Genomic DNA, 23,049 nt, shown 5'->3' with positions numbered 1-23,049 from the left:
AGTTAAGGAATAATAGTATCAGACTCATTCTTTAAAGAAGAAGGAGCTTTATTTTCATCTGGCATTAAGTATTTGAATAAGCGCCCTATATTCACAAAGTTATTAAAAACGGTATCAGAGTATTCTTTAGTATCGTATTCAATTATTTGCATGACGATATTTCTATACATATACAATTTCGTGTCGATATTTTCAATAATAAGCTCAATGTCTGATTCTTGAAAGGTACTGTAATACTTTAGGTATTGCTGAAAAATATCAATTAAGGTTGCAGCCGTTTGTCTTGCTTTTTTAATATCACCAACTTTATAATAAAGTTCAGGGTAACCAAGAGATAAACTGAAATGTCCAAAATCCTTAATAGGCATTTTATCTAAAGACAGGTCTAAAATTTCTTTAGCTTTTAATGTGTCTTTCCTTGCTATATACTCTTCAGAGAGTCTCATTAAATTATTTCTTAATGAAATTACATTCCGTTTACTTTGTTCATCTAAATAAATTTTTCCGTCATTAATAGTTTTCCAATCCCATTTTTTTACATTCTCATACATTTTATTAGGGTCTATTCGTCCCATTTCAAACATAGACTTACCTTTATTAGGTGTTTTTATAGGTACTAATTTATAAGCCATACCATCCAGTTGCAGGTAATCTTTTAACCAAATATATTCTTCATCGGCGTTAGCCCCACCGGTAAAATAAATTGGACGTTCCCAGTTGAAATTATTCAAAATATCGAGCATTAAAATTCGATTTTTGGTAATGGCACTTTCATCAATCTCAATATCAATAAAATCAACGATTCTATCAGCATCTTTTTTTGAAACAAGACCTGTTTTCAATACATTGTCTTTATTTACTGGAATTCTAATACGATTTGTTGGATAGAATTTTTCGTGAATATTATTCTCTTCATCTATATAATAAGTTCCATCATTGTCACTTTCAATCCACCTCATGAAGTTATTAATAGATATTATGGAGTCTTTAAATCTTGGATGTTGAATATGATAGGCAACATCAAGTGTTCCGTATCTGTATTGGTCATGTGTTAATTTTGAAGGAATGGGGTCTGCATCATACGTTTTCTTTTTCATTTGGTCAATATACCAGTCTGTTTGAAAAAGACTCGTATTTACAATTTTAATATCTTTTCTAACGCCTTCAACTTGCTGCATATACCATAAAGGGAAAGTGTCATTGTCTCCAATTGTAAAGATTATTGCATTAGGATCGCAGCTTTCAAGATATGTTTGAGCATTTAATTGAGCTAAATATCTATTAGATCTGTCATGGTCATCCCAATTTTGATTTGCCATTAATAATGGAACCGTAACCAAAGATATTATTGAGACACCAAATGCAACCGTTTTATTGTTTGCATATTTTTTAAAATAATCATACAGTGCAAGCACGCCAAAACCGATCCAAATTGCAAATACATAAAATGAACCCACCACGGCATAGTCTCGCTCTCTTGGTTCAAAAGGTTTGGGGTTTGTGTAAAATATAATTGCAAAACCAGTAAACGCAAAAAACAGCGCTAGTGTATATAAGCTTTTTTGATCTCTACCTGCTTGATATAATAATCCAATAAGACCTAAAATTAATGGCAGGAAAAAATAAGTGTTTCTACCTTTATTATTCTTAATATCTTCAGGTAAGTTTTGTTGAGAGCCTAAGCGCATCTCGTCTATAAAGTCAATACCGCTTAACCAGTTTCCGTTTTCTATATCTAGATGTCCTTGAATATCGTTCTGTCTACCTACAAAGTTCCACATAAAATAACGACCATACATATATCCAAACTGAAAGTCAATCATAAACTTTATATTCTCTCCAAAAGTTGGTCTTCTTGTACTTTTTAATGGTATTCCAGCAATTTTCTTATAGTGTTCTTGAGACCCAGGGTCTACCATTCTAGGAATGAACCCTTTATGTTTGTCGGAGTAGTTGGGTAAGACATTTTTATATTTGTTAACAATTACATATTTACCATTTTTTTGTTCATATTTTGGTTTTTCGTCTCTAGTAGGAGTATTTGGATCTCGTTCCTGTTTGTAAGCAAAAGAGTAGTATTTGTCGTAAAAAACATTTGCATCGCCATATTGTTCTCGTTCATAATAGGCTAGTAATTCACGTGCACTAGAGGGATTGTTTTCGTTAATAACAGTGTCAGCATTAGCTCTAATAGGTAGCATTAACCATGAAGAAAAACCGATTACAATAAATAAAACAGAAATTATTAGTGTGTTAATGGTAACTAAATTTTTTTTCCTAGTATATGAAATTGCAAAGTAAAAAAATCCAATTAAGGTAAATCCTGCAATGATAGTACCAGAGTTGTAGGGTAACCCGATTTGATTTACAAAAAATAACTCAGAGGTACTGAAGAATTTTAAAGTATATGGAAATAAAAGTTTAAAAACGAAAGCAAGAATAAGAATTGAAATAATTGTAGCAATAGCAGTAGTTTTTATAGTTATCTTAGGATAAGTTTTAAAAAAATAAAGCATAAATATTGATGGAATTACCAACAGAGATAATATATGAACTCCGAAAGAAAGTCCTACTATAAAACAAATAATAACAAGCCATTTATTTCCTCTAGGAGAGTTTATTTCGTTTTCCCATCTTAAACCTAGCCAAAAGAGTAGTGCCATTAAAAAAGAAGACATAGCATACACTTCGCCTTCTACAGCGCTGAACCAGAAACTATCAGAGAAGGCGTAGGCTAAAGAACCAACTAAACCACTTCCTAAAACAGCATAAGCTTCGTTAACTTCTAATTTGCCATTCTTTTCAACAATTCTTTTTGCTAAATTCGTAATTGTCCAAAACATAAACAGAATGGTAAATGCGCTTGCTAACCCAGACATGAAATTAACCATTATTGCAAGTTGACTTGTATCTTTACTGAATATAGCAAAAAATGCGCCTAGCATTTGAAATAAAGGAGCTCCAGGAGGATGTCCAACTTCTAAATTAACGGATGTAGAAATGTATTCTCCGCAATCCCAAGAACTAACAGTAGGCTCTAACGTAAGCGTATAAGTGATTAAAGCTACGATAAATGAAACCCAGCCTAAAATAATATTCCACTTTTTGTAGTTGAATTTGTTCATATTAATTTTAATAAGTTGTTGCGAATGTACTAATAACTAGCGTTTTTTATTGAAAGCAAAAATATAATTTTGATTTTTTTATTAGAATAAATTTCTGTTAAAAGAAATTATTAAAAAAATTTGTCAAAATAAATTTCTACCTTATATTTGCACCCGCAATAAGTAATTGGCCTATGGTGTAATGGTAACACACCGGTTTTTGGTACCGATATTCAAGGTTCGAGTCCTTGTAGGCCAACAAAAAGCTTTAGTTATATCTAGTTTGTGAAATTTAAACTAAAGTTTTATATTTGTAAAGCTATATTGGCCTATGGTGTAATGGTAACACACCGGTTTTTGGTACCGATATTCAAGGTTCGAGTCCTTGTAGGCCAACAAAAGTTCTGATAATTAATATCAGAACTTTTTTGTTAATTTAACTTTTCTTTGAGAGCTTCAATTACTTTTCTATTATTTCCGATGTATATATCATTATCGACAATAAACACAGGTCGTTTTAAAAATGTATATTCTTTTAAAATGTGGTTTTTATAATCTATTTCAGATAGGTTTGGTTGTTTGCTCTTTAGGTCCTTGTAGAGTTTAGCTCGTTTGTTAAATAACGCTTCATAGCTATTGCTATAGGAGTGCATTTGCTCTAACTGATCTATTTTAATAGGATCGGTTTTTATTTCTTGTTTTTCGAAACCTTCGATATTTACCTCTTTCAAAATTTTTCTGCAGGTGTCACAGCTTTTTAAAAAATAAACTTTCTTCATGTATGTATACGAATGATAATAATATATTTGGGCTAAAATAATCAGAAAAATGAATGTACAGTTTGATGTGTTGAAAAAATCAAGGGAAATAGTTGTTAACATGATAGATGGTTTAACTATGGATCAATTACATTTGGTGCCGAAAGGATTTAATAATAATATTGCCTGGAATGTGGCTCATTTAGTTGTTACACAGCAATTACTTCATTATAAATTATCAGGTTTACCATGTTTAATTCCTGATGAATTAATTGATAGTCACCGAAAAGGAACAAGGCCAAGTAAATGTTTTTCTCAAGAGGAATTTCAAGAAGTTAAGGAGTTGTTAATGGGGTTACCGGATACATTGAGAGAAGATTACAGAGCTGGTATCTTTAACGGCTATGAGGAGTATGAAACTAGTACAGGGTATGTGTTACGTTCTCTTGAGCATGCAATTACTTTTAATAATCTTCATGAAGGTATACATTTAGGAGTCGTGATGGCTATGAAAAAATTAGTTTAACTTTTGTAGATTTGTTAAGTATAATAGCCCTGTTTATTAATGTTAATGAGTAGTAAGAATTTACTCTTTATAATTAAACTATTAGGTAGAATTAGGTCAATAAAAAAGAAAAATAATGAAATTTAATACAAAAACTATCCATGGTGGACAAAAGCATGAGGAGGCGACAGGAGCCGTAATGCCTCCTATTTTTCAAACATCTACTTATGCTCAGTCCAGCCCTGGTATCCATAAGGGATACGAATATTCAAGAGCTGCAAATCCTACTAGGACAGCTTTGGAAAATGCGTTTGCATCCATTGAAAATGGAACACATGGTTTTGCTTTTTCGTCTGGGCTATCAGCGATAGATTGTGTTCTTCGTCTTTTAAAGCCTGGAGATGAGGTTGTTGCTGGTGATGACTTGTATGGAGGAACTTACAGGATGTTTACAAAGCTGTTTAGTCAATATGGACTTAAATTTCAGTTTGTAGATATGAATAATGTCACAAATGTAACAAACGTGATAAATGAAAAAACTAAATTAATTTGGTTAGAAACTCCTACGAATCCTTTGATGAAAATTGCAGATATAGCTGGAATAACGACTGCTGTAAAGGAAGTAAATAGTGCTATATTAATTGCTGTGGATAATACTTTTGCTACTCCTTATTTGCAGCGTCCTTTGGATTTGGGGGCAGACATAGTAATGCATTCGGCAACAAAGTATTTAGGGGGGCATTCAGATTTGGTTATGGGGGCTTTAATGGTTAAAAATAGTAAATTGGCAGAAGAACTTCATTTTATCCAGTTTGCAGGAGGAGCTGTTGCATCACCAATGGATTCATTTTTAGCATTACGCGGTATCAAAACATTGCATATTCGAATGCAAAGACATTGTGAAAATGGTAAGGCAATTGCTGCTTATCTTGCAAAGCACCCACAAGTTTTGAAAGTTTATTATCCAGGTCTTGAAAATCACTCAAACCATTTAATAGCAAAGAAACAAATGGATGATTTTGGAGGTATGGTATCTTTTATATTAAAAGATGAAAGTAAAGAGGCAGCTTTTAAGTTTTTAGAGAATACAAAAGTTTTTACACTTGCAGAGTCGCTCGGAGGTGTTGAAAGCCTTGTAAATCATCCTAGTTCAATGACACATGCATCAATCCCAAAAGAAACGAGAGAGAAGATTGGTATTACTGATTCTTTAATTCGTTTGAGTGTAGGAATAGAAGATATTAGTGATCTTATTTCTGACATAGAACAAGCATTAATTTAGTCATAAAAATTATTTAAAATAAAAGGCATGTGTATAGCATGTCTTTTTTTATTGCAACTAACTTGCTGTATTGAAAAAAATACACTATATTGCAACCGTGTTGCGATTTTTGCAACTGTTTAATTTAATATTTTTTAAGAGACAATTTACCTCATTAATTAGCTTTGTTTGGGTTTAAAGTTATTAAATTCTATTGTCTTCAATAGGTGCCGATTTTTTCGGCACCTATTTTATATATTAAGAAAATAGAATTATTATTTTTGTTATATTACTTTTGAAGATATAAACGATAAAAATGACAGGTATGAGGAAAACAACTTCGTTATTAGCAATTAGAGACTATTTGGAAAGTAAAAGCGTTGCAATAAGTGCTGTTGAACTCGTAGATCATTTTTCCGGTAGTTTTAATAAAACAACGATATACCGCGTATTAGCTCGTTTGGAAAATGAAGGTGAAGTCCATTCAGTTATAGGAAATGATGCAAATACCTATTATGCTACGTGTAGTTCAAAATGTAGTAAAGAGCACCATGATCATAACCACATTCATAGGCAATGTAGAAAATGTGGAGAATTATCTTGCACAATGGTTGAAATGCATTCGCCTAATAATGATGATTTTGAAGTAGAGGAATTAAGGGTTTTACTTGTTGGAATTTGTAAAAAGTGTCAGTCAGTTGAAAAAAATGAATAGATAGATATTTTTTTAAGAGTAGTTAAATTGGAATTCTTAATTTTCACACATAAGGGTATATATTATTTAGTTCAAACATAGCATCTGTTTTCTTCATAGCTATAAGTTTTCATTTCGCTGGAAATTTCATTTTGATTTTATCCACAATCGTTTGAGCTAATTTTTCTTTGCTTTCTTTGGTCCATCCAGCTACATGAGGAGAGAGTATAACTTTTTCAGAATTTATTAGATAATTAAATGACTTAGGTGGTTCTGTTGTAAATAATTTTTCAAATGATTTTTTTTCATATTCAAGCACATCTAAGCCAGCACCTAAAATTTTTCCATTTTTTAATGCTCTGACCAAATCAGATGTCACCACAGTAGTTCCTCTGGCTGTATTTAATAGCCAGAATGAATTTTGAAACCTGTTAATAAAGCGGGTATTGATCATGTTTATACTTAATTTATTCTGTGGAGTATGTAGACTCACAATTTCGACTTTTTCCTGAAACTCTTTAAGGCTTACTTGGGTACAATTTTCGTCACCCACATCATCTTTTATATCATAACATAAAATGTTTACATCAAAACCTTTGAGTTTCTTTGCGAAAGCTTTCCCCATATTACCATAACCAATGATACCAATAGTTTTTCCATTAAGTTCAATTCCTCTATTTTCTTCCCGCAACCATTTACCTTGTCTTATTTCTTTATCAGCTTTATTTAGCTTGTTGAATAAAGAGAGTAACATTCCTAAGGTATGCTCACCTACAGCATTTCGATTACCTTCTGGTGCCGAAATAAGATGAATATCTTTAGCTATAGCATAATTACAATCAATATTTTCCAAACCAGCTCCAACGCGACCAATAAATTTTAGGTTAGTTGCTTTATCAATAAATGACGAGTCGATGGTGAATCTGCTTCGGATTATAATGCCATCATATTGATATATCTTACTTTCTATTTCTTCTTTGGTTGAAACATAATCTTCATCATTTATATATCCTAGCTGATTCAATTGATCAATGAGAATTGGATGATTAGTATCTAAATGCATTATTCTCATATTTTATTTATATTTAACTAATTGTAAAAGTATTAATACTGTTCTTTTTCGTTAGGAAAATCTTTAGATTTAACATCGTGTATATATTCTTGAAATGCCTTTGTCATTTCCGAATATAAGTCTAAATAACGTCTTAAAAATCTTGGACTAAATTCATGTGTCATTCCTATCATATCGTGTGTTACTAATACTTGACCATCGACACCACCCCCAGCACCGATTCCAATAACGGGTATGGATAAACTCTCAGCTACTTCTTGAGCTAACTTTGCGGGTACTTTTTCTAAAACAAGAGCAAAACACCCCAGTTTTTCAAGTAATTTAGCATCTTCTTTCAGTTTCTCCGCCTCAGTATTTTCTTTTGCTCGTACAGTATAGGTTCCAAACTTATAGATTGATTGAGGTGTTAAACCTAAATGTCCCATAACAGGTATTCCAGCAGTTAATATTCGAGAAATTGATTCTGAAATTTCACTCCCTCCTTCTAGTTTTACAGCATGACCTCCAGATTCTTTCATTATTCTTATTGCCGATTCGAGTGCATTTTTAGAATTACCTTGGTAAGTTCCAAAAGGAAGATCAACAATCACTAGCGATCTATCAATTCCTCTAACGACTGAGCTAGCATGATAAATCATTTGATCAAGTGTTATAGGCAAAGTAGTTTCATGTCCAGCCATAACGTTAGAAGCAGAATCTCCTACTAGAATTACGTCAATTCCTGCTCCATCAACAATTTTAGCCATGGTATAGTCATATGCAGTAAGCATAGATATTTTCTCCTTATTAGCTTTCATTTCAACTAATGACTTGACAGTCACTCTTTTGTATTGCTTTTTTGCTACTGACATATCATATATCTATTTGTGTCATGTAAAAATAGTAATTTAATAAGATTAATGTATCGTTAATCTTCTGTTAATTAATTTTCTTAATTGTCCATAATGAATAGTTTTACTACTTTTTAAATCAGTATAGAATTATTTGTTTTATTTGATTGTCATTTAATTAAAAAAATAGTTAATTAAAAAGATTTTTTAAGGCTGACAAAGGGTTGAAAATTTTAATAAAAGTTTTATTCATTACAATGATCAAAGCTGTTATCATTATATTTTCACATCCTATATTTTTAAAATCATGTTAATTTTTGATAAAACTATACTGAGTTACCTACAAAGTAGATGTTATTTGCAATTCATAAAAAATAGCCGTAAAGGATTTTATGTTGTCAGTGTTAATGCATACATTATTAAATAATATTTAGTGTATATTTGAAATGAAAAACCCAAAAAAGTGAGAAATAGTTTGTTGCCCGATAAGTGGGTTGATAATTATGCTGATTATTTATTTAATTATGCTGTAGTTAGAGTTAATAATGAAATGTTAGCGAAAGATTTAGTTCAAGAAACCTTTTTTGCGGGTCTAAAATCAGCAAAAAATTTTGAAGGAAAATCAAGTGAAAGGACTTGGCTTATTTCTATTTTGAAGAGAAAGGTCATTGATTACTATAGAAAAATTAATTCACGAAAAGGTCAAGCTGAAATAAAAATGAATTTCTACGGGTCTGGTAATAAGGAAGGTGACTGGATAGAGGAGCGAGTTCCTCAATCTTGGAATAATGAAGCAGAGCGTAGTATAGAAAATCAAGAGCTTAAAGAACAAATAGATAAATGTATTGATAGTCTGCCAGAAAAGTATGCTATGGTTTTTAAAATGAAAACGATACGTGAATTTGAAACTGAAGAGATTTGTAAGGAGTTAGAAATTACACCGTCCAATCTATGGGTTATTATACACAGAGCGAGAACACAATTAAGGGGATGTTTAGAAAAGAATTGGTTTAATATTTAAGGTTTATGTTTATTAAGTTTAAAATATCTTGTGATGAGGCAACAACAATTTGTGATAAATCACAATATGGTGAGGCATCCCGGAAGGAAATTATAAAGCTAAAATTACATTTCTTATTTTGTAAATTGTGTAGGCTATATTCTAAGCAAAACAGCTTTTTATCACTATTCTATAAGGAAAAAGCAAAAAACTGTAGCTCACAAAAATATACATTGACTAATGAAGATAAATTAGCTCTTAAAGAAAAAATTAAAAACATAAAATGATTTTTTAGGTTTTTTTCGAAAAAACCATTTTTGATTTTTTGTTAGATTGAAACGGAATTTGTTGCTAAAATGAATTCCGTTTTTTTTAGTTTTGTATTAAAACTTAAAGATGCATTTTTTACCTGATTCAATAAATAAATACGCTATAGATCATTCTCAGAAAGAACCGTTAATTTTAAAAGAACTTACTAGAGAAACTTGGCAAAAAGTATTAAATCCAAGAATGCTAAGTGGTTCATTCCAAGGAAGAGTACTTGCTATTATTTCGAAATTAATACAGCCAACGAAAATATTGGAGATTGGTACTTATACTGGCTATTCTGCTCTTTGTCTAGCGGAAGGTTTAAAAGAAGAGGGAGTTTTGTATACGATTGATAAAAATGAGGAACTTGAAGAGTTACAAAAAAAATATTTTGATAAATCACTTTATAAGAATCAAATTAAACAATTCATTGGTAATGCAATAGAAATAATACCAAATATTAACGAGAAATTTGACATGGTTTTTATAGATGCCGATAAGTCTAATTATTTAAATTATTTTAAATTAATTATTGACAAAATGAATCCAGGAGGTATAATACTATCAGATAATGTATTATGGAGTGGGAAAGTTGTCGAAGAGGTAGATCCTAGAGATGTAGATACAAGAATCCTTTTAGAGTATAATAAATTATTGAATGAAGATGAACGCTTAGAGACTGTATTACTGCCTATTAGAGATGGATTAACTATAAGTAGAGTGAAAAAAATATAAAGCGGAAATATTTTTTATCTATTTCTCTTTATGGGGCCTGTTAATTTATCGATGTTATCTTTAACATCATTAACTTCTTTGTTAATGTCTTCTACAATATTGTTGTCTAAACCATGTTTACTTGCACTTTCATTAATCTCTCTTTTAATATCGTTTGTTGCATCTCTTACCTGACGCATCCCTTTACCTAAACCTCTAGCAATTTCAGGTAATTTATCTGCACCAAAGAACATTATTACAATTAGTAAAATTACAAATATCTCAGGGCCTCCAATAAATAAAAAAGAAATTTTCATAAAACAAAGATAGTTAAAAAGTATTAGTCTAAAAAAAAGCCAAACCCTTAGGGCTTGGCTTTTTTTAGATATATTCATAATAATTAATCTGCTAGAATAATTACTTTATTGTCCTTTATTTCAATTGTTCCTGATTTAATATTAAGTGTAAAAACTTTATCGTCAGAAGGCAATTTCTCTAAACTACCATGTAAGTCATCAAATGATAAATTATTTTGCAAATGCGTATGAATTTTGATAACACCCCTATTTAAAATAGAAACAATAGGTGCATGATTATTTAACATTTGAAATTCTCCGTTGATACCAGGTACAGTAACAGAGTCAACATCTGATGAAAATAATATAGCTTCTGGAGTAACAATTTCTAAAAACATAAATTCAATTGATTATTAATTATAATTGTTAATCAGATTATGCTTCTGCTAGCATTTTTTCTCCCGCATCAATTGCTTCTTGAATCGATCCTTTAAGGTTAAAGGCAGCTTCAGGATATTTATCCAAATCACCATTCATAATCATATTAAAACCTTTTATGGTATCTTTAATATCAACTAAAACCCCTGGTATACCAGTGAATTGCTCGGCCACGTGGAATGGTTGAGATAAGAAACGTTGAACACGACGCGCTCTGTGAACGACCAATTTATCTTCTTCAGATAATTCTTCCATACCTAGGATTGCAATGATGTCTTGTAATTCTTTATAACGTTGCAATAATTCTTTAACTCGCTGTGCACACCCGTAGTGTTCGTCTCCAAGAATTTCCGGAGTAAGAATTCTAGAAGTAGAATCTAAAGGATCTACGGCAGGGTAAATACCCAATTCTGCAATTTTACGTGATAATACAGTAGTTGCATCTAAGTGAGCGAAAGTTGTAGCAGGAGCAGGGTCTGTCAAATCATCAGCAGGTACATAAACTGCTTGAACTGAAGTAATAGATCCTTTTTTAGTAGAAGTAATACGTTCTTGCATAGCTCCCATTTCTGTTGCTAATGTTGGTTGGTAACCTACAGCAGAAGGCATACGCCCTAATAATGCAGAAACTTCAGAACCAGCTTGAGTAAAACGGAATATATTATCAACAAAGAATAATACGTCTTTACCTTGAGCTTCACCAGCACCGTCACGGAAATATTCTGCTATAGTTAATCCAGATAATGCTACTCGAGCACGAGCTCCAGGAGGTTCATTCATTTGACCAAAAACAAAAGTTGCTTTCGATTCTTTCATACCTTTCTTATCAACTTTTGAGAGATCCCATCCACCATCTTCCATAGAATGCATAAAATCGTCTCCGTACTTGATAATTCCAGATTCTAACATTTCTCTTAATAAGTCATTACCTTCACGAGTTCTTTCACCTACACCTGCGAATACTGATAAACCACCGTGACCTTTAGCGATATTATTAATCAACTCTTGTATTAGTACAGTTTTACCAACACCAGCACCACCGAATAAACCAATTTTACCTCCTTTTGCGTAAGGTTCAATTAAATCAATTACTTTAATTCCAGTGAATAAAACTTCTGTAGCAGTAGATAAGTCTTCAAATTTAGGTGCAGATCGGTGAATAGGTAAACCATTTTTACCCGTTTTAGGCAACTCACCTAACCCGTCAATAGCTTCCCCTGTTACATTAAATAAACGACCGTATATATCATTACCAATTGGCATTTGAATTGGATTGCCTGTAGAAATTACATCTTGTCCTCTTTGTAAGCCGTCAGTTGCATCCATTGAAATCGTACGAACTGTATCTTCTCCAATGTGCTGTTGAACTTCTAAAACTAAAGTAGAACCATCGGCTTTTTTTATTTCTAATGAATCATAAATTTTTGGCAGTTCAGCATTTTCTGTATTAAACTCAACATCGATAACTGGACCAATAATTTGAGAAACTTTACCTTTTATTGTAGACATTACTATTGTAATTAAAGTTATTTATTTTGTTAAGTGAGAATTAACTCATTTTTTCACGGCGCAAAGGTACTTTTTTAAAGCCAAAATTAAAAATGTTTCTGACTATTTTTAATTTCGAACACAATAAAAAAAAGCCTCGCAAACTGCGAGGCTTTTTTTTTATGATTAAATTAAAATTATTTTACAACTTTAATTTCTACACGTCTGTTTTGAGCTCTTCCATCTCTAGTTTTGTTAGAAGCAATTGGATAAGCTTCTCCAAATCCTTTAGATGATAATCTACTTGAAGAAATACCAGCTTTACCAACTAAATAGTCAACTACAGCCTTAGCTCTTCTTTCAGATAATCTTAAGTTAGAAGCTTCTCTACCTTGACTATCAGTGTGTCCTTCAATACTAAAGTTAGCTTTTGGATATTCGTTCATAATACCAGCCATTAAATCTAATTTACCTTTAACTCCAGGTCTGAAAGAAGTTCTTCCTGAATTAAAATAAATAGCTTTTGCGAAATTCTCTAATTTCTTAACCGCTTCTTCTTTAATAACAACTTCAGGACATCCGTTGTTAGAAGCAACACCTTTTACATTAGGACACTTATCGTCTTTATCTAAAACACCATCACCGTCGGTATCTGGCCAAGGACATCCATTATTAGCAGCTGGACCAGCTGTATTTGGACATTTATCTTCTTTATCCGCAATACCATCGCTATCAGCATCTGGGCATCCATTTAATGCAGCTAAACCAGCTTTGTTAGGACAAGCATCATCTTTATCTGCGATACCATCACCATCAGCGTCAGGACATCCGTTTAATGCAGCTAAACCAGCAACTTCAGGACAAGCATCATCTGAATCTTTAATACCATCATTATCAGTATCAGGACATCCGTTAAATTCTTTTAAACCAGCAACTTCTGGACAAGCATCATCTTTATCATAGATCTTATCTCCGTCAGTATCTTTTCCTCCAAATTTGAACACTAAACCGATTGAGTGTTGAAAATGATCTTGAACTTTATCTGCAAACTCTTTTTTTCCTCCCGATTGGAAGTTTAAACCTAAATTATCATTGAACCAAGTATTAAAACCAAGACCTGCATTTAATGTTCCTTCACCTAAATCACCTAAGTTAGCATATCCACCACCTAAATATACATAAGGATCGAACCAAGCAGTATCACCAAATAAATTATTTAAGTCATACTTTACGTTAGCATCGATAGCCCAATAAAGCTCATCCATATCGTCTTCAGAACGGAAAGTTTCAATTTTATTGATAGACCCTGCTAATTGTAAACTAAAACCGTCGTTTAAGTATCTGTCAACAGAAATTCTAGAAACTGAAGGAAGAATATTCCAGTCACTTGTACCAATATAGTCTTTTGCGTAATCTCCAAAATCTGAAGGGATTCTAAAGTCAACAGCATTAACTCCGAAACCAACTACCCATGGGTTGTCTGAATCCTGTGCGCTTACCGTTCCCACTGTTGCGAACGCAAACAAAGCCATCACAGCTAATTTTAATTGTTTCATTATTAAAAATTTAAATTAAAAGTTCGTTTATATATAACGCAAATGTAAGTTGTTAAAACTTATTTACAAAAACAAATCTACAAAAACTTACCAGAAAAGCAAGTTTTTTACATCAATCATCTATATAACTTTCAGTTCTTTTCCTACCTTAATAAATGCATTAACAGCCTTGTCAAGATGCTCTTTTTTATGAGCAGCAGATAGCTGAACTCTTATTCTAGCTTGTTCCTTTGGAACAACAGGGTAGAAGAAACCAATAACGTAAATATCTTCTTCTAAAAGTTTATTAGCCATTATCTGAGATAATTTCGCATCATACAACATAACCGGTACTATTGCGGCATCAGCTCCAACCAAATTAAAACCTGCGTTCTCCATTTCAGTCCTAAAATACTTTGTATTCCATTCTAGTTTATCTCTAAGTGAAGTGTCATTTGATAGTAGATCAAATACTTTTATAGAGGCTCCAACAATGGCAGGAGCTAATGAATTTGAAAATAAATAAGGACGAGACCTTTGTCGTAAAATTTCAATGATTTCTTTTTTTCCTGTAGTATATCCACCCATTGCACCACCTAAAGCTTTTCCTAATGTTCCTGTTATAATATCAATACGTCCCATTACTTTTTTTAGTTCCAATGTGCCTCTTCCTGTTTCACCTATAAAGCCAGCTGCATGACATTCATCAATCATAACCAAAGCATCATACTTATCTGCTAAATCACAGATTTTATCTAATTCAGCTACAATACCGTCCATTGAGAATACCCCATCAGTCACAATAATTTTAAACCTATGATTTTGCTTATTAGCTTGAATTAATTGTTCTTCCAGAGAAGCCATATCGTTATTTGCGTACCTGTATCGAGCAGCTTTACACAATCTAACACCGTCTATTATCGACGCATGATTTAAGCTATCTGAAATAATAGCATCTTCTTTAGTGAGTAGTGGCTCAAATACACCTCCATTAGCATCAAATGCTGCAGCGTACAATATGGTATCCTCTGTCTCATAAAAATCAGCAATTTTCTTTTCAAGTTCTTTATGGATGTCTTGTGTGCCACAAATAAAACGAACAGATGACATACCAAACCCATGTGTATCCATAGTATCTTTAGCCGCTTGTATAACCTCAGGATGATTTGATAATCCTAGATAGTTGTTAGCACAGAAGTTAATCACTTCTTGGCCTGAAGATATTTTTATAATAGCATCCTGGGATGAAGTAATAATTCTTTCAGATTTATATAGCCCCTCTTCTTTAATATTTTGAATTTCTTTTTGTAGGTGATCCTTTAATTTTCCGTACATGTTACGATGTTTTTATTAGAGTATGATGTTTGTAGAAGTCAAATTTAGGAGGTTAGACTTCTCTGACCAAAATTTCTTTTCCAATATATACCAGTAGTTTCTTTTGAATTTTAAGATTCATTTCTCCTATGGTATTTGCATATTTTAATATTTGTTGATGATGCTGTGAAGAATGTTTTCCTGTTTTATAATCAATTACGACAGCATCACTACCATTGATAACTAACCTGTCAGGAATGATAATTTGATTATCGATTGTTACTATTTCTCGTTCATTAAAGACAGTAATGTTTTTTTTGAAAAACTCTTCTAAAAGAGGATGTTTAACAATATTTATAATGATACGCTGAATTAATTTTATATTTTTTTTTTGAATAATTCCCTGATTGGTATATTCATCAATGACTTTTGTAATATCTTCTTCAGAAATTATTTTAGACATCATTTCATGAATTAGGTTTCCGTATTCAATGGCCTCTTCTTGTTTTGTATCCCATAGTTTTGAAGCACTGGCAAGCATATAAATATTATGATCTTGCCAAGGAGAAGAAATAAAACTGTCTTGGGTTTTTGTTTTATTTTCAATGTTGGTCAATTTACTTTTGCGCTGAACATCACCAAAAGCATAGTTTAATTTGTCATTATTCCAGTTGTTCGTTTTCTTTAAATAATTGATGAAAATTCCAGAGTAATAGTTTGTGTTTTCAATGTTTTTCGAAATTTTTTTATTAGTAATTATATGTAGTTGTTCAATAGGGCGCGTAAGGGCTACATAAAGAAGATTAAAATTGTCTAATTCTAGTTCTTCTCTTTGCTGTTTATAAATTTCTTTTCCTCGATTACTAATAAAGTTTAAATCTTTATTAAATGGAAGTAACAGTTCATTAAAAGGGGTGTAGTTTTTAGGTAACTGATCCAGCCAGGTTTTAGGGTTTATTTGTTGGTAAATATCCAAATCACAAGGAAAAATTACAACGGGAAATTCTAGTCCTTTTGATTTATGTATTGTCATTATTTGAACTGCACCTGCACTTTCCGGAGCCACGATACTAAGGTTTTCCTTTTTACGATCCCAATAATCTAAAAAACTTTGAATGTCTGTATTTTTTCTTTGCTGTTCTAAAATAACATCTAGGAAAAACTGTAAATAGGCATCGGAAGAATTGGTTAAATGAAACCCTCGAATGATACTTTCTATTTTTTCATAAAATGGAAGAAGATTAAAATCATTAAGATTAAATGATGTACTGTAGTAAGCCAAGCTATCGAACAAATCATGATTGTTAAGTTTGATATGCTTTATGATAAAGGAATGTTTCTTTTCCTGAACATTTAAATGACTGTGCAGAAAGTATAGAACATTAATTAATGTTTCTTTGTCAGTGGGGTTTTGTAATACCTGAAGCATATTAATAATAAAGCTGACTTTGGTATTACTTTTAAGTAATAGTGTTTCTGAAGAAACGATTGGAATTAAATTTTCAGACAGATAATTTGCAATTGCAATACCGTCACTTTTTTTTCTTACCAAAATACATATCTCATCTAATCTGAATTGAGATTGTACTTCTTTAATTTTTTCAAGAACCTTATTCGGATATTGCAAAGATTCAATTTCTCTATCTTTTTCTTTTTCTAAAAAAGTTAAAGTTACATAACCGCCTTTTCTGTTATTTTCTAGTTGCTTATTTCCATCAATAAATAATTGCTCGTAACTTTTGTTTTGAAGGAATGCAGCAGAATGTTGGAAAAAATTATTATTGAAATTGATAATTTCACTAAAACTTCTATAGTTTATTTCAAGTGTTTTAGCTGTTTTAGTTATCTGAAAAGGGTTTGCCGAATTTTTATCACTAGAACCTAAGTTGATGAATTGTTCCGCTTTACCACCTCTCCATCGATATATAGCTTGTTTTCCATCACCTACGAGTAAAAGATTACTATTTTCTTGAGCCAGAGCATTATCTATTAAAGGTATTAAGTTTTTCCATTGTAAAGTTGAAGTATCCTGCATTTCATCAATGAAGTAGTGCATAAAACGTTGACCAATACGTTCATAAATAAAAGGGCTAGGTTGGTTTTTAATATTATTCGCGATTAATTGATTAAATTCAGCGTTCAAGCGAATATTATTGTCCTCTTTTATAGTATTTAGTTCGGTATTAATATTATTTAATACAGCTAGCGGAATTAAACTTTTTAGTGCTAATTCACACAGTATTAGCTGACCATAGATTTCTTTGCTTTGATCAAATATAGTGATCAAGTCTGGTAAAATTCCTTCAATAGAGTTCTTGATTTCTGGTTTAGCTGTTTTTGTATAAAAGTTATGATTTTCTATTGCTTTGTCAATCGTTTCACTTCTTTTTTTGAAATCGAAAGAAGAAGTAAACTCGCTTAAGTCTTTAAGGAATTTAGGGAAAGTACCTCTTGAAAAATCTTTTACCTCAAGTCCTGCATTTTCTATAATATTTAAAGCTGTTTTTCCTTTACTTTTTATTTCTTCAAGTAATTCACTTTTATTTTTGGATACTTTATTCTGTATATTATCGAAATCATTTAGCTTTTTCGAGGCTAACAAGTTCACGTGTTTGGCGTCATCTTCGTTTAAAAGTATTTTGGCAATATCGTTTAACTCTTTAGAAATGTCCCAAGATTTGTCTTCATCCGTTTTACTTAGAGAAAAATGAATTAATAACCGTGTAATATCCCTATTATTACCAATTTTTGAAACTAAAACATCAACTGCTTCACTTAATAGAGAAACGGCATCCATTTCAACTTCGAAATTAAGACTAAGTCCGAGGTCAAAGGCAAAACTCTTAATTATTTTATGAGTAAAACTATCAATGGTGGTAATAGAAAAGCTAGCATAGTTTTGTAAGATAGCATCAATAATTTTTTCACTTCGTTTCTGAATAGTTTGTCTATCTAAGTTAGTTTCATCCAATATTAAAGTCAAAATGACGCTTTCTTCTTTTTCTGCAAAACTTTGAAGATTATTTAAAACCCTTTCTTTCATTTCACCAGCAGCTTTATTGGTGAATGTTATAGCAAGAATTTTTTGAAAAAGAAAAACGTCTTTAGCGGTTAGTAGTATTTTTAGATATTCCTTTACTAATGTAAAGGTTTTACCACTTCCAGCAGAGGCATTGTATATTTGAAAAGTGGAGGAATGACTCACAGGCTTATAATTTATCGCAAATTAAAATTTTATGCCTAAAAAAACATACGAAATCAAATCTTCCTAAAAATATTTTTATGTTTTTTAGAGTAAAATCTTTTTATCCGAGACCTACATCAAGTGCCATCATAACAATAAAACCTCCTATAAACCCTAAAGTAGCAATGTCTGTATATTTATCTCTTTGGGTTTCGGGGATAACTTCTTCAACTACCACAAAAATCATAGCTCCTGCAGCAAATGCTAGTGCGTAAGGTAAGATTGGAGTAAAAAATGATACAGCAACAGCACCTAAGACAGCAGCAAAAGGTTCAACAATTGCAGAAAGCTGTCCATACCAAAAGCTTTTTCGCCTACTTATGCCTTGTCGTCTAAGGGGCATTGCTACAGCAAATCCTTCTGGAAAGTTTTGTATTCCAATACCAATAGCTAAAGAGATAGCAGCTATAATCATTTCGGTTTGTTCTGCCCCCACTAAGGTTGAAGCGGCTCCAAATAAGACGCCAACAGCTAAACCTTCAGGAATGTTATGAAGTGTGATTGCTAATACTAGTAAGGTTGTTTTATGCCAGTTAGTTTTAACTCCCTCAGCTTCATTATCCTTAAAATTTAGGTGAAGATGTGGAAGCCATTTGTCCATTCCAAACAATGCCATGGCACCAAGTGCAAATCCTATTGCAGAGGGTATTACTTTAATAAACCCCTCGCCAGGACTATTATCAATAGCAGGTGAAAGTAAGCTCCAAAAACTCGCAGCGACCATAACTCCACCTGTAAAACCAAGCATGCCGTCCAGTACAGCACGGTTTAGGTTTTTAAAGAAAAAAACTAAACTTGCACCAAGTCCAGTCAACCCCCAAGTAAATAGAGATGCGTAGAGTGCACCTTGTATTGGATGTTCTTGACAAAAAGCAACTATTTGATCAAATGAGCCCATAATGTTTTTTAATATATTTATTCTTGTTTATGCGTTTGCTGAATGTATAAATTGTCAGCAATTTTATTTGAAATATTGAGGGTTTTATCATCCATTCTGATAGTAAATGACCCGTCAAAAGGTTCTTGTTCGGTGATTTGAATTTCCTTTCCAAGTGCAATTTCGTGCTTGTTTAAAAATTTAAGGAACTCAGTTGAACTATCTTTAACGCCAATACAAATACCTTTTTCACTGATTTTAAGTGTAGATAATAGTTTTTTTTCTACAATACTTAAGTTTCCCTCTTTATCTGGTATAGGATCACCATGCGGGTCTTTTGTTGGGTATTCTAAAAAAGCATCGAGTTCATCAATTAATTTGGAAGACTTAATGTGCTCTAATTGTTCAGCTACCTCGTGTACTTCATCCCATGAAAAATTTAATTTGTCAACTAAAAAAACTTCCCAAAGCCGATGTTTTCTTATAATATTCGTAGCAGTCTTTTTACCTAGATCTGTTAAACTTACTCCCTGGTATTTTTTATAAATAACAACGTTTTTTTCGGAAAGTTTTTTCACCATATCGGTGACAGAAGACGCTTTGGTCTTGAGTTTTTTAGCAATAGAATTAGTACTTATTCCTTTAGAAGAAGTACCTCCTAAGTGAAATATGGTTTTTATATAATTTTCTTCTGATTGACTAAACATGAAATTTGTAAGAGTCTGCAAATATATAAATTTTGTTTTATATAAACATATTTTTAGGTATGTCTAAAAAATATTTTAAATTTGCACAAAAATAAAAACAAAATAGAATGAAATATTTCATTGTACTACTTTTCTTCTGTAGTACGCATATTCTTTTATCTCAAAATATATTGAGGGGGAAGGTAACATTTAACGGTAAGCCATTAGAAATGGCAAGTATTATTATTAAAGGGACCCGTACAGGAACAGTTTCTGATAATGAAGGAATTTACTCTTTAAAAACAGACCTGAAAGGAAAGTTTAAAATGGAAGTATCTTCAGTTGGGTTTAATACTATCACAAAAAGAGTGTTTTTGGATGGTAAGAAAACTTTAAACATAAACTTTCAACTAGTCGAAGTAAACTCGTCTTTAGATGAAGTAGTTATTTCTGGAACAATGAAACCTGTAAAAAAATTAGATAGTCCTGTTCCTGTGGAAGTCTATTCACCTGTTTTTTTCAGAAAAAACCCTACACCGTCCGTTTTTGAGTCTTTAGCAAATGTGAACGGTATTAGACCACAGGTTAACTGTAGTGTTTGTAATACAGGAGATATCCATATAAATGGATTGGAGGGGCCTTATACTTTTGTTTTGATTGACGGAATGCCAATTGTTAGTGGTTTGTCAACCGTTTATGGGTTAACTGGCTTACCCCAGTCTTTGATAGAAAGAGTTGAAATTGTAAAAGGACCTGCTTCAACATTGTATGGTTCAGAGGCAGTTGGAGGTGTTATCAATATCATTACAAAAACATCAAAGGCTGCACCAAAGCTTACACTAGAGTCTTTTGGTAGTTCTTGGGGAGAAATAAATGCAGATTTAGGATTTAAATACAATCTGGGTAGAGCACAAGGATTACTTGGTGTTAATTATTTCAATTATCAAAACCCCATTGATAATAATAAAGATGGGTTTACAGATTTAACATTACAGGATCGTATCTCAATATTTAATAAGCTTTCTTTTCCAAGAAAAAATAATAAGATTTTTACCGTTGCAGGACGCTATGTTTATGAAGATAGATGGGGAGGAGAAATGGATTGGACTCCAGCTTTTAGAGGAGGGGACGAAATTTATGGGGAAAGTATTTATACTAGTAGATGGGAGACATTTGGAACATATGACTTACCGACAAGCGAAAAATTGAGTTTACAATTTAGTGCTAATGGACATTCTCAAAACTCCTTTTATGGAAATGCGCTTTATCAGGCGGATCAATACATAGGGTTTGGACAGCTTCTATGGGATACTTCGTTAGGTAAAAATCATAATTTACTTTTTGGAGCAACTTACAGATATACTTATTATGACGATAATACCACTGCTACAGGGAATGATTTAAACAATGATCCTTCAATTACACACTTACCAGGTGTTTTTATTCAAGATGAAATCACTTTAGCACCAAATAATAAACTTCTACTTGGAGCTAGGTATGATTATAATAGCATACATGGAGGGATTTTTTCACCAAGGATTAACTATAAGTGGAATTCGGAGAATAATAAGGACGTTATAAGAATTAGTATGGGGAACGGGTTTAGAGTCGCTAATATTTTTACAGAAGAACACGCTGCTTTAACAGGTAATAGAGAAGTTTTTTTTGAAGATGAGTTAAAACCCGAAACCTCTTGGAATGCTAATGTTAACTATGTTAAGAGGTTTACAACGGATAATGGGGGTATAATTAATCTCGATGCAAGTACTTTTTATACTTATTTTGAGAATAAAATAATTCCTGATTACGAAACAGACACAAATAAAATTATCTACGGGAACCTAAGTGGTAATTCTGTTTCAAAAGGAATTTCACTAAGCACAGATATTACTTGGCAAAATGGTTTGTCAATTTTGGCTGGGGCAACTTTAATGGATGTTTCAGTTACAGAAAACGGAGTTACCGAAAGACAAGTATTAACAGAGAGTTTTAGTGGTACTTGGAGTATTTCATATCATTTACCTAGTTTAGATATGAAGGTTGATTATACAGGAAATATTTATGGTCCGATGGATTTACCTTTGCTGGAAAATGATCCAAGAGCGCCAAAATCTCCATGGTACAGCATTCAAAATATTCAATTATCTAAGAAGTTTACGAATAACTTTGAGGTTTTCGGAGGGGTAAAAAATCTATTAGATTTTACTCCTGTTGCAAATGGTATATGGAGTGCAGATGATCCTTTTGCAGATGATTTTGATACCACTTACGTTTACGCATCAAATCAGGGAATACGAATGTTTCTTGGATTGCGATATAAAATATTTTAATTGAAATATATTTTAGTCATATTACTTCTAATAATTTCACACCATTTGTGCTCCCAAACAAATGGTGTTGAGGTTGTTGAATACACATTTGAAGAAATAGAAGAGCTTCAAAAACAAAAGCAAAAACCAATAGTTGTGTTTATCCATACTTCTTGGTGTAAATTTTGCTACGCTATGCGAGAAAAAACTTTTGCTAATCCAGAGGTTACAAGACTATTAAATGAGTATTTCTACTTCGTGTCACTCGATGCTGAATTAAAAAGACCGGTAAGGTATATGAAACATCTATTCGAGTACAAAAAACAAACTTCTTCTTCAGGAATACATGAGTTAGCAGAAGTGTTAGCCTCTACAAATAAAGGGATTACATATCCGACCACTGTATTTTTAGGCGAAAATAATATTATTGATGAACAAATTGATAGTTATATGTCGGCAAAGCAATTTTTATGGGTGTTGAAGAGGTATTTAGAAGTAAAATAATATATTTATTTGATAAGAAATTAATGATAAGGTAACACTGAAGACTTCTCTTAACATTAAAAAAACATTCTAATAATGGAACAATAATTTACAGCTAACATTAGGTTTACA

19 protein-coding genes and 2 tRNA genes are annotated in these 23,049 nt (G+C 32.0%); 9 read left to right on the top strand and 12 right to left on the bottom strand.

Going from position 1 to position 23,049, the window contains the following annotated elements; translation table 11 throughout:
* Nucleotides 1-2: 2 nt before the first annotated feature.
* Entirely contained in the window at nt 3-3,125 is a 3,123-nt protein-coding gene (locus AC2GW8_RS07880) for a glycosyltransferase family 117 protein (RefSeq protein WP_440879325.1), read from the bottom strand.
* A 167-nt stretch (nt 3,126-3,292) separates the two neighbouring features.
* Between AC2GW8_RS07880 and AC2GW8_RS07875 the strand changes: the two genes are divergently transcribed.
* Nucleotides 3,293-3,363: transfer RNA gene (locus tag AC2GW8_RS07875), tRNA-Gln, on the top strand.
* Between the two features lie 66 nt (nt 3,364-3,429).
* Nucleotides 3,430-3,500 (top strand) — tRNA-Gln (locus tag AC2GW8_RS07870).
* A gap of 35 nt (nt 3,501-3,535) precedes the next feature.
* Here AC2GW8_RS07870 and AC2GW8_RS07865 read toward each other — a convergent pair.
* The gene (locus AC2GW8_RS07865) at nt 3,536-3,883 is read right to left on the bottom strand and encodes an arsenate reductase family protein (RefSeq protein ID WP_440879324.1); all 348 of its coding nucleotides are present in this window, start codon (nt 3,881-3,883) and stop codon (nt 3,536-3,538) included.
* A 49-nt stretch (nt 3,884-3,932) separates the two neighbouring features.
* Here AC2GW8_RS07865 and AC2GW8_RS07860 point away from each other — a divergent pair, with 49 nt between their 5' ends.
* The 3 genes from AC2GW8_RS07860 to AC2GW8_RS07850 all read left to right on the top strand — a co-directional run bounded on the left by AC2GW8_RS07860 (nt 3,933) and on the right by AC2GW8_RS07850 (nt 6,343).
* On the top strand, nt 3,933-4,388 hold the full coding sequence (locus AC2GW8_RS07860) for a DinB family protein (RefSeq protein ID WP_440879323.1): 456 nt from the start codon (nt 3,933-3,935) through the stop codon (nt 4,386-4,388).
* 115 nt (nt 4,389-4,503) lie between these two features.
* Nucleotides 4,504-5,649, top strand: coding sequence for a cystathionine gamma-synthase (locus AC2GW8_RS07855; protein WP_440879322.1), 1,146 nt, complete (start codon nt 4,504-4,506; stop codon nt 5,647-5,649).
* A 304-nt stretch (nt 5,650-5,953) separates the two neighbouring features.
* Nucleotides 5,954-6,343 carry a Fur family transcriptional regulator gene (locus tag AC2GW8_RS07850; protein WP_440879321.1) on the top strand — a complete coding sequence of 130 codons (390 nt, stop codon included), beginning with the start codon at nt 5,954-5,956 and terminating at the stop codon, nt 6,341-6,343.
* Nucleotides 6,344-6,452: 109 nt separating this feature from the next.
* On the opposite strand, the gene AC2GW8_RS07845 is transcribed toward AC2GW8_RS07850, so the two are convergent.
* Together AC2GW8_RS07845 and panB are read right to left on the bottom strand one after the other, a co-directional pair.
* Entirely contained in the window at nt 6,453-7,394 is a 942-nt protein-coding gene (locus tag AC2GW8_RS07845) for a 2-hydroxyacid dehydrogenase (protein WP_440879320.1), read from the bottom strand.
* A 32-nt stretch (nt 7,395-7,426) separates the two neighbouring features.
* Nucleotides 7,427-8,245 (bottom strand): 3-methyl-2-oxobutanoate hydroxymethyltransferase, encoded by an 819-nt coding sequence (gene panB / locus AC2GW8_RS07840; protein WP_440879319.1) that lies wholly within the window; start codon nt 8,243-8,245, stop codon nt 7,427-7,429.
* Between the two features lie 442 nt (nt 8,246-8,687).
* On the opposite strand from panB, the gene AC2GW8_RS07835 reads away from it, so the two are divergent.
* Nucleotides 8,688-9,245 carry a sigma-70 family RNA polymerase sigma factor gene (locus AC2GW8_RS07835; protein ID WP_440879318.1) on the top strand — a complete coding sequence of 186 codons (558 nt, stop codon included), beginning with the start codon at nt 8,688-8,690 and terminating at the stop codon, nt 9,243-9,245.
* 375 nt (nt 9,246-9,620) lie between these two features.
* Entirely contained in the window at nt 9,621-10,268 is a 648-nt protein-coding gene (locus tag AC2GW8_RS07830) for an O-methyltransferase (RefSeq protein ID WP_440879317.1), read from the top strand.
* 14 nt (nt 10,269-10,282) lie between these two features.
* Here the strand turns inward: AC2GW8_RS07830 and AC2GW8_RS07825 are convergent, their stop codons facing one another.
* From AC2GW8_RS07825 to AC2GW8_RS07790, 8 genes are all read right to left on the bottom strand, one after another.
* Nucleotides 10,283-10,564 carry a Sec-independent protein translocase subunit TatA/TatB gene (locus tag AC2GW8_RS07825; protein ID WP_440879316.1) on the bottom strand — a complete coding sequence of 94 codons (282 nt, stop codon included), beginning with the start codon at nt 10,562-10,564 and terminating at the stop codon, nt 10,283-10,285.
* An 83-nt stretch (nt 10,565-10,647) separates the two neighbouring features.
* Entirely contained in the window at nt 10,648-10,941 is a 294-nt protein-coding gene (locus AC2GW8_RS07820; protein ID WP_440879315.1) for a F0F1 ATP synthase subunit delta/epsilon, read from the bottom strand.
* Nucleotides 10,942-10,978: 37 nt separating this feature from the next.
* Nucleotides 10,979-12,490: a F0F1 ATP synthase subunit beta gene (gene atpD / locus AC2GW8_RS07815; protein WP_440879314.1), complete on the bottom strand. Its 1,512-nt coding sequence runs from the start codon at nt 12,488-12,490 to the stop codon at nt 10,979-10,981.
* A gap of 176 nt (nt 12,491-12,666) precedes the next feature.
* Entirely contained in the window at nt 12,667-14,025 is a 1,359-nt protein-coding gene (locus AC2GW8_RS07810) for an OmpA family protein (protein ID WP_440879313.1), read from the bottom strand.
* 120 nt (nt 14,026-14,145) lie between these two features.
* A complete protein-coding gene (gene kbl / locus AC2GW8_RS07805; protein WP_440879312.1) occupies nt 14,146-15,339 on the bottom strand; it encodes a glycine C-acetyltransferase in 1,194 nt (397 codons plus the stop codon).
* A gap of 52 nt (nt 15,340-15,391) precedes the next feature.
* The gene (locus AC2GW8_RS07800; protein ID WP_440879311.1) at nt 15,392-18,523 is read right to left on the bottom strand and encodes a UvrD-helicase domain-containing protein; all 3,132 of its coding nucleotides are present in this window, start codon (nt 18,521-18,523) and stop codon (nt 15,392-15,394) included.
* A gap of 100 nt (nt 18,524-18,623) precedes the next feature.
* Entirely contained in the window at nt 18,624-19,460 is an 837-nt protein-coding gene (locus AC2GW8_RS07795) for a ZIP family metal transporter (protein WP_440879310.1), read from the bottom strand.
* Nucleotides 19,461-19,477: 17 nt separating this feature from the next.
* Nucleotides 19,478-20,146: a metal-dependent transcriptional regulator gene (locus AC2GW8_RS07790; protein WP_440882194.1), complete on the bottom strand. Its 669-nt coding sequence runs from the start codon at nt 20,144-20,146 to the stop codon at nt 19,478-19,480.
* 107 nt (nt 20,147-20,253) lie between these two features.
* Here AC2GW8_RS07790 and AC2GW8_RS07785 point away from each other — a divergent pair, with 107 nt between their 5' ends.
* Complete coding sequence (locus AC2GW8_RS07785) at nt 20,254-22,455, top strand: TonB-dependent receptor (protein WP_440879309.1); 2,202 nt, start codon at nt 20,254-20,256, stop codon at nt 22,453-22,455.
* Entirely contained in the window at nt 22,456-22,938 is a 483-nt protein-coding gene (locus AC2GW8_RS07780; protein ID WP_440879308.1) for a thioredoxin family protein, read from the top strand.
* Nucleotides 22,939-23,049 lie beyond the last annotated feature (111 nt).

It is taken from the genome of Tenacibaculum profundi (assembly GCF_057162725.1).
The sequence above is the reverse complement of the archived record's forward strand: the minus strand, read 5'-3'. Positions and strand labels throughout refer to the sequence as shown.

What these genes read in the sequence shown, in the direction of transcription:
- AC2GW8_RS07880 (WP_440879325.1), bottom strand. Translation starts at nt 3,125, where the DNA reads ATGAACAAATTCAACTACAAAAAGTGGAATATTATTTTAGGCTGGGTT.
- AC2GW8_RS07865 (WP_440879324.1), bottom strand. Translation starts at nt 3,883, where the DNA reads ATGAAGAAAGTTTATTTTTTAAAAAGCTGTGACACCTGCAGAAAAATT.
- AC2GW8_RS07860 (WP_440879323.1), top strand. Translation starts at nt 3,933, where the DNA reads ATGAATGTACAGTTTGATGTGTTGAAAAAATCAAGGGAAATAGTTGTT.
- AC2GW8_RS07855 (WP_440879322.1), top strand. Translation starts at nt 4,504, where the DNA reads ATGAAATTTAATACAAAAACTATCCATGGTGGACAAAAGCATGAGGAG.
- AC2GW8_RS07850 (WP_440879321.1), top strand. Translation starts at nt 5,954, where the DNA reads ATGAGGAAAACAACTTCGTTATTAGCAATTAGAGACTATTTGGAAAGT.
- AC2GW8_RS07845 (WP_440879320.1), bottom strand. Translation starts at nt 7,394, where the DNA reads ATGAGAATAATGCATTTAGATACTAATCATCCAATTCTCATTGATCAA.
- panB (WP_440879319.1), bottom strand. Translation starts at nt 8,245, where the DNA reads ATGTCAGTAGCAAAAAAGCAATACAAAAGAGTGACTGTCAAGTCATTA.
- AC2GW8_RS07830 (WP_440879317.1), top strand. Translation starts at nt 9,621, where the DNA reads ATGCATTTTTTACCTGATTCAATAAATAAATACGCTATAGATCATTCT.
- AC2GW8_RS07825 (WP_440879316.1), bottom strand. Translation starts at nt 10,564, where the DNA reads ATGAAAATTTCTTTTTTATTTATTGGAGGCCCTGAGATATTTGTAATT.
- AC2GW8_RS07820 (WP_440879315.1), bottom strand. Translation starts at nt 10,941, where the DNA reads ATGTTTTTAGAAATTGTTACTCCAGAAGCTATATTATTTTCATCAGAT.
- atpD (WP_440879314.1), bottom strand. Translation starts at nt 12,490, where the DNA reads ATGTCTACAATAAAAGGTAAAGTTTCTCAAATTATTGGTCCAGTTATC.
- AC2GW8_RS07810 (WP_440879313.1), bottom strand. Translation starts at nt 14,025, where the DNA reads ATGAAACAATTAAAATTAGCTGTGATGGCTTTGTTTGCGTTCGCAACA.
- kbl (WP_440879312.1), bottom strand. Translation starts at nt 15,339, where the DNA reads ATGTACGGAAAATTAAAGGATCACCTACAAAAAGAAATTCAAAATATT.
- AC2GW8_RS07795 (WP_440879310.1), bottom strand. Translation starts at nt 19,460, where the DNA reads ATGGGCTCATTTGATCAAATAGTTGCTTTTTGTCAAGAACATCCAATA.
- AC2GW8_RS07790 (WP_440882194.1), bottom strand. Translation starts at nt 20,146, where the DNA reads ATGTTTAGTCAATCAGAAGAAAATTATATAAAAACCATATTTCACTTA.
- AC2GW8_RS07785 (WP_440879309.1), top strand. Translation starts at nt 20,254, where the DNA reads ATGAAATATTTCATTGTACTACTTTTCTTCTGTAGTACGCATATTCTT.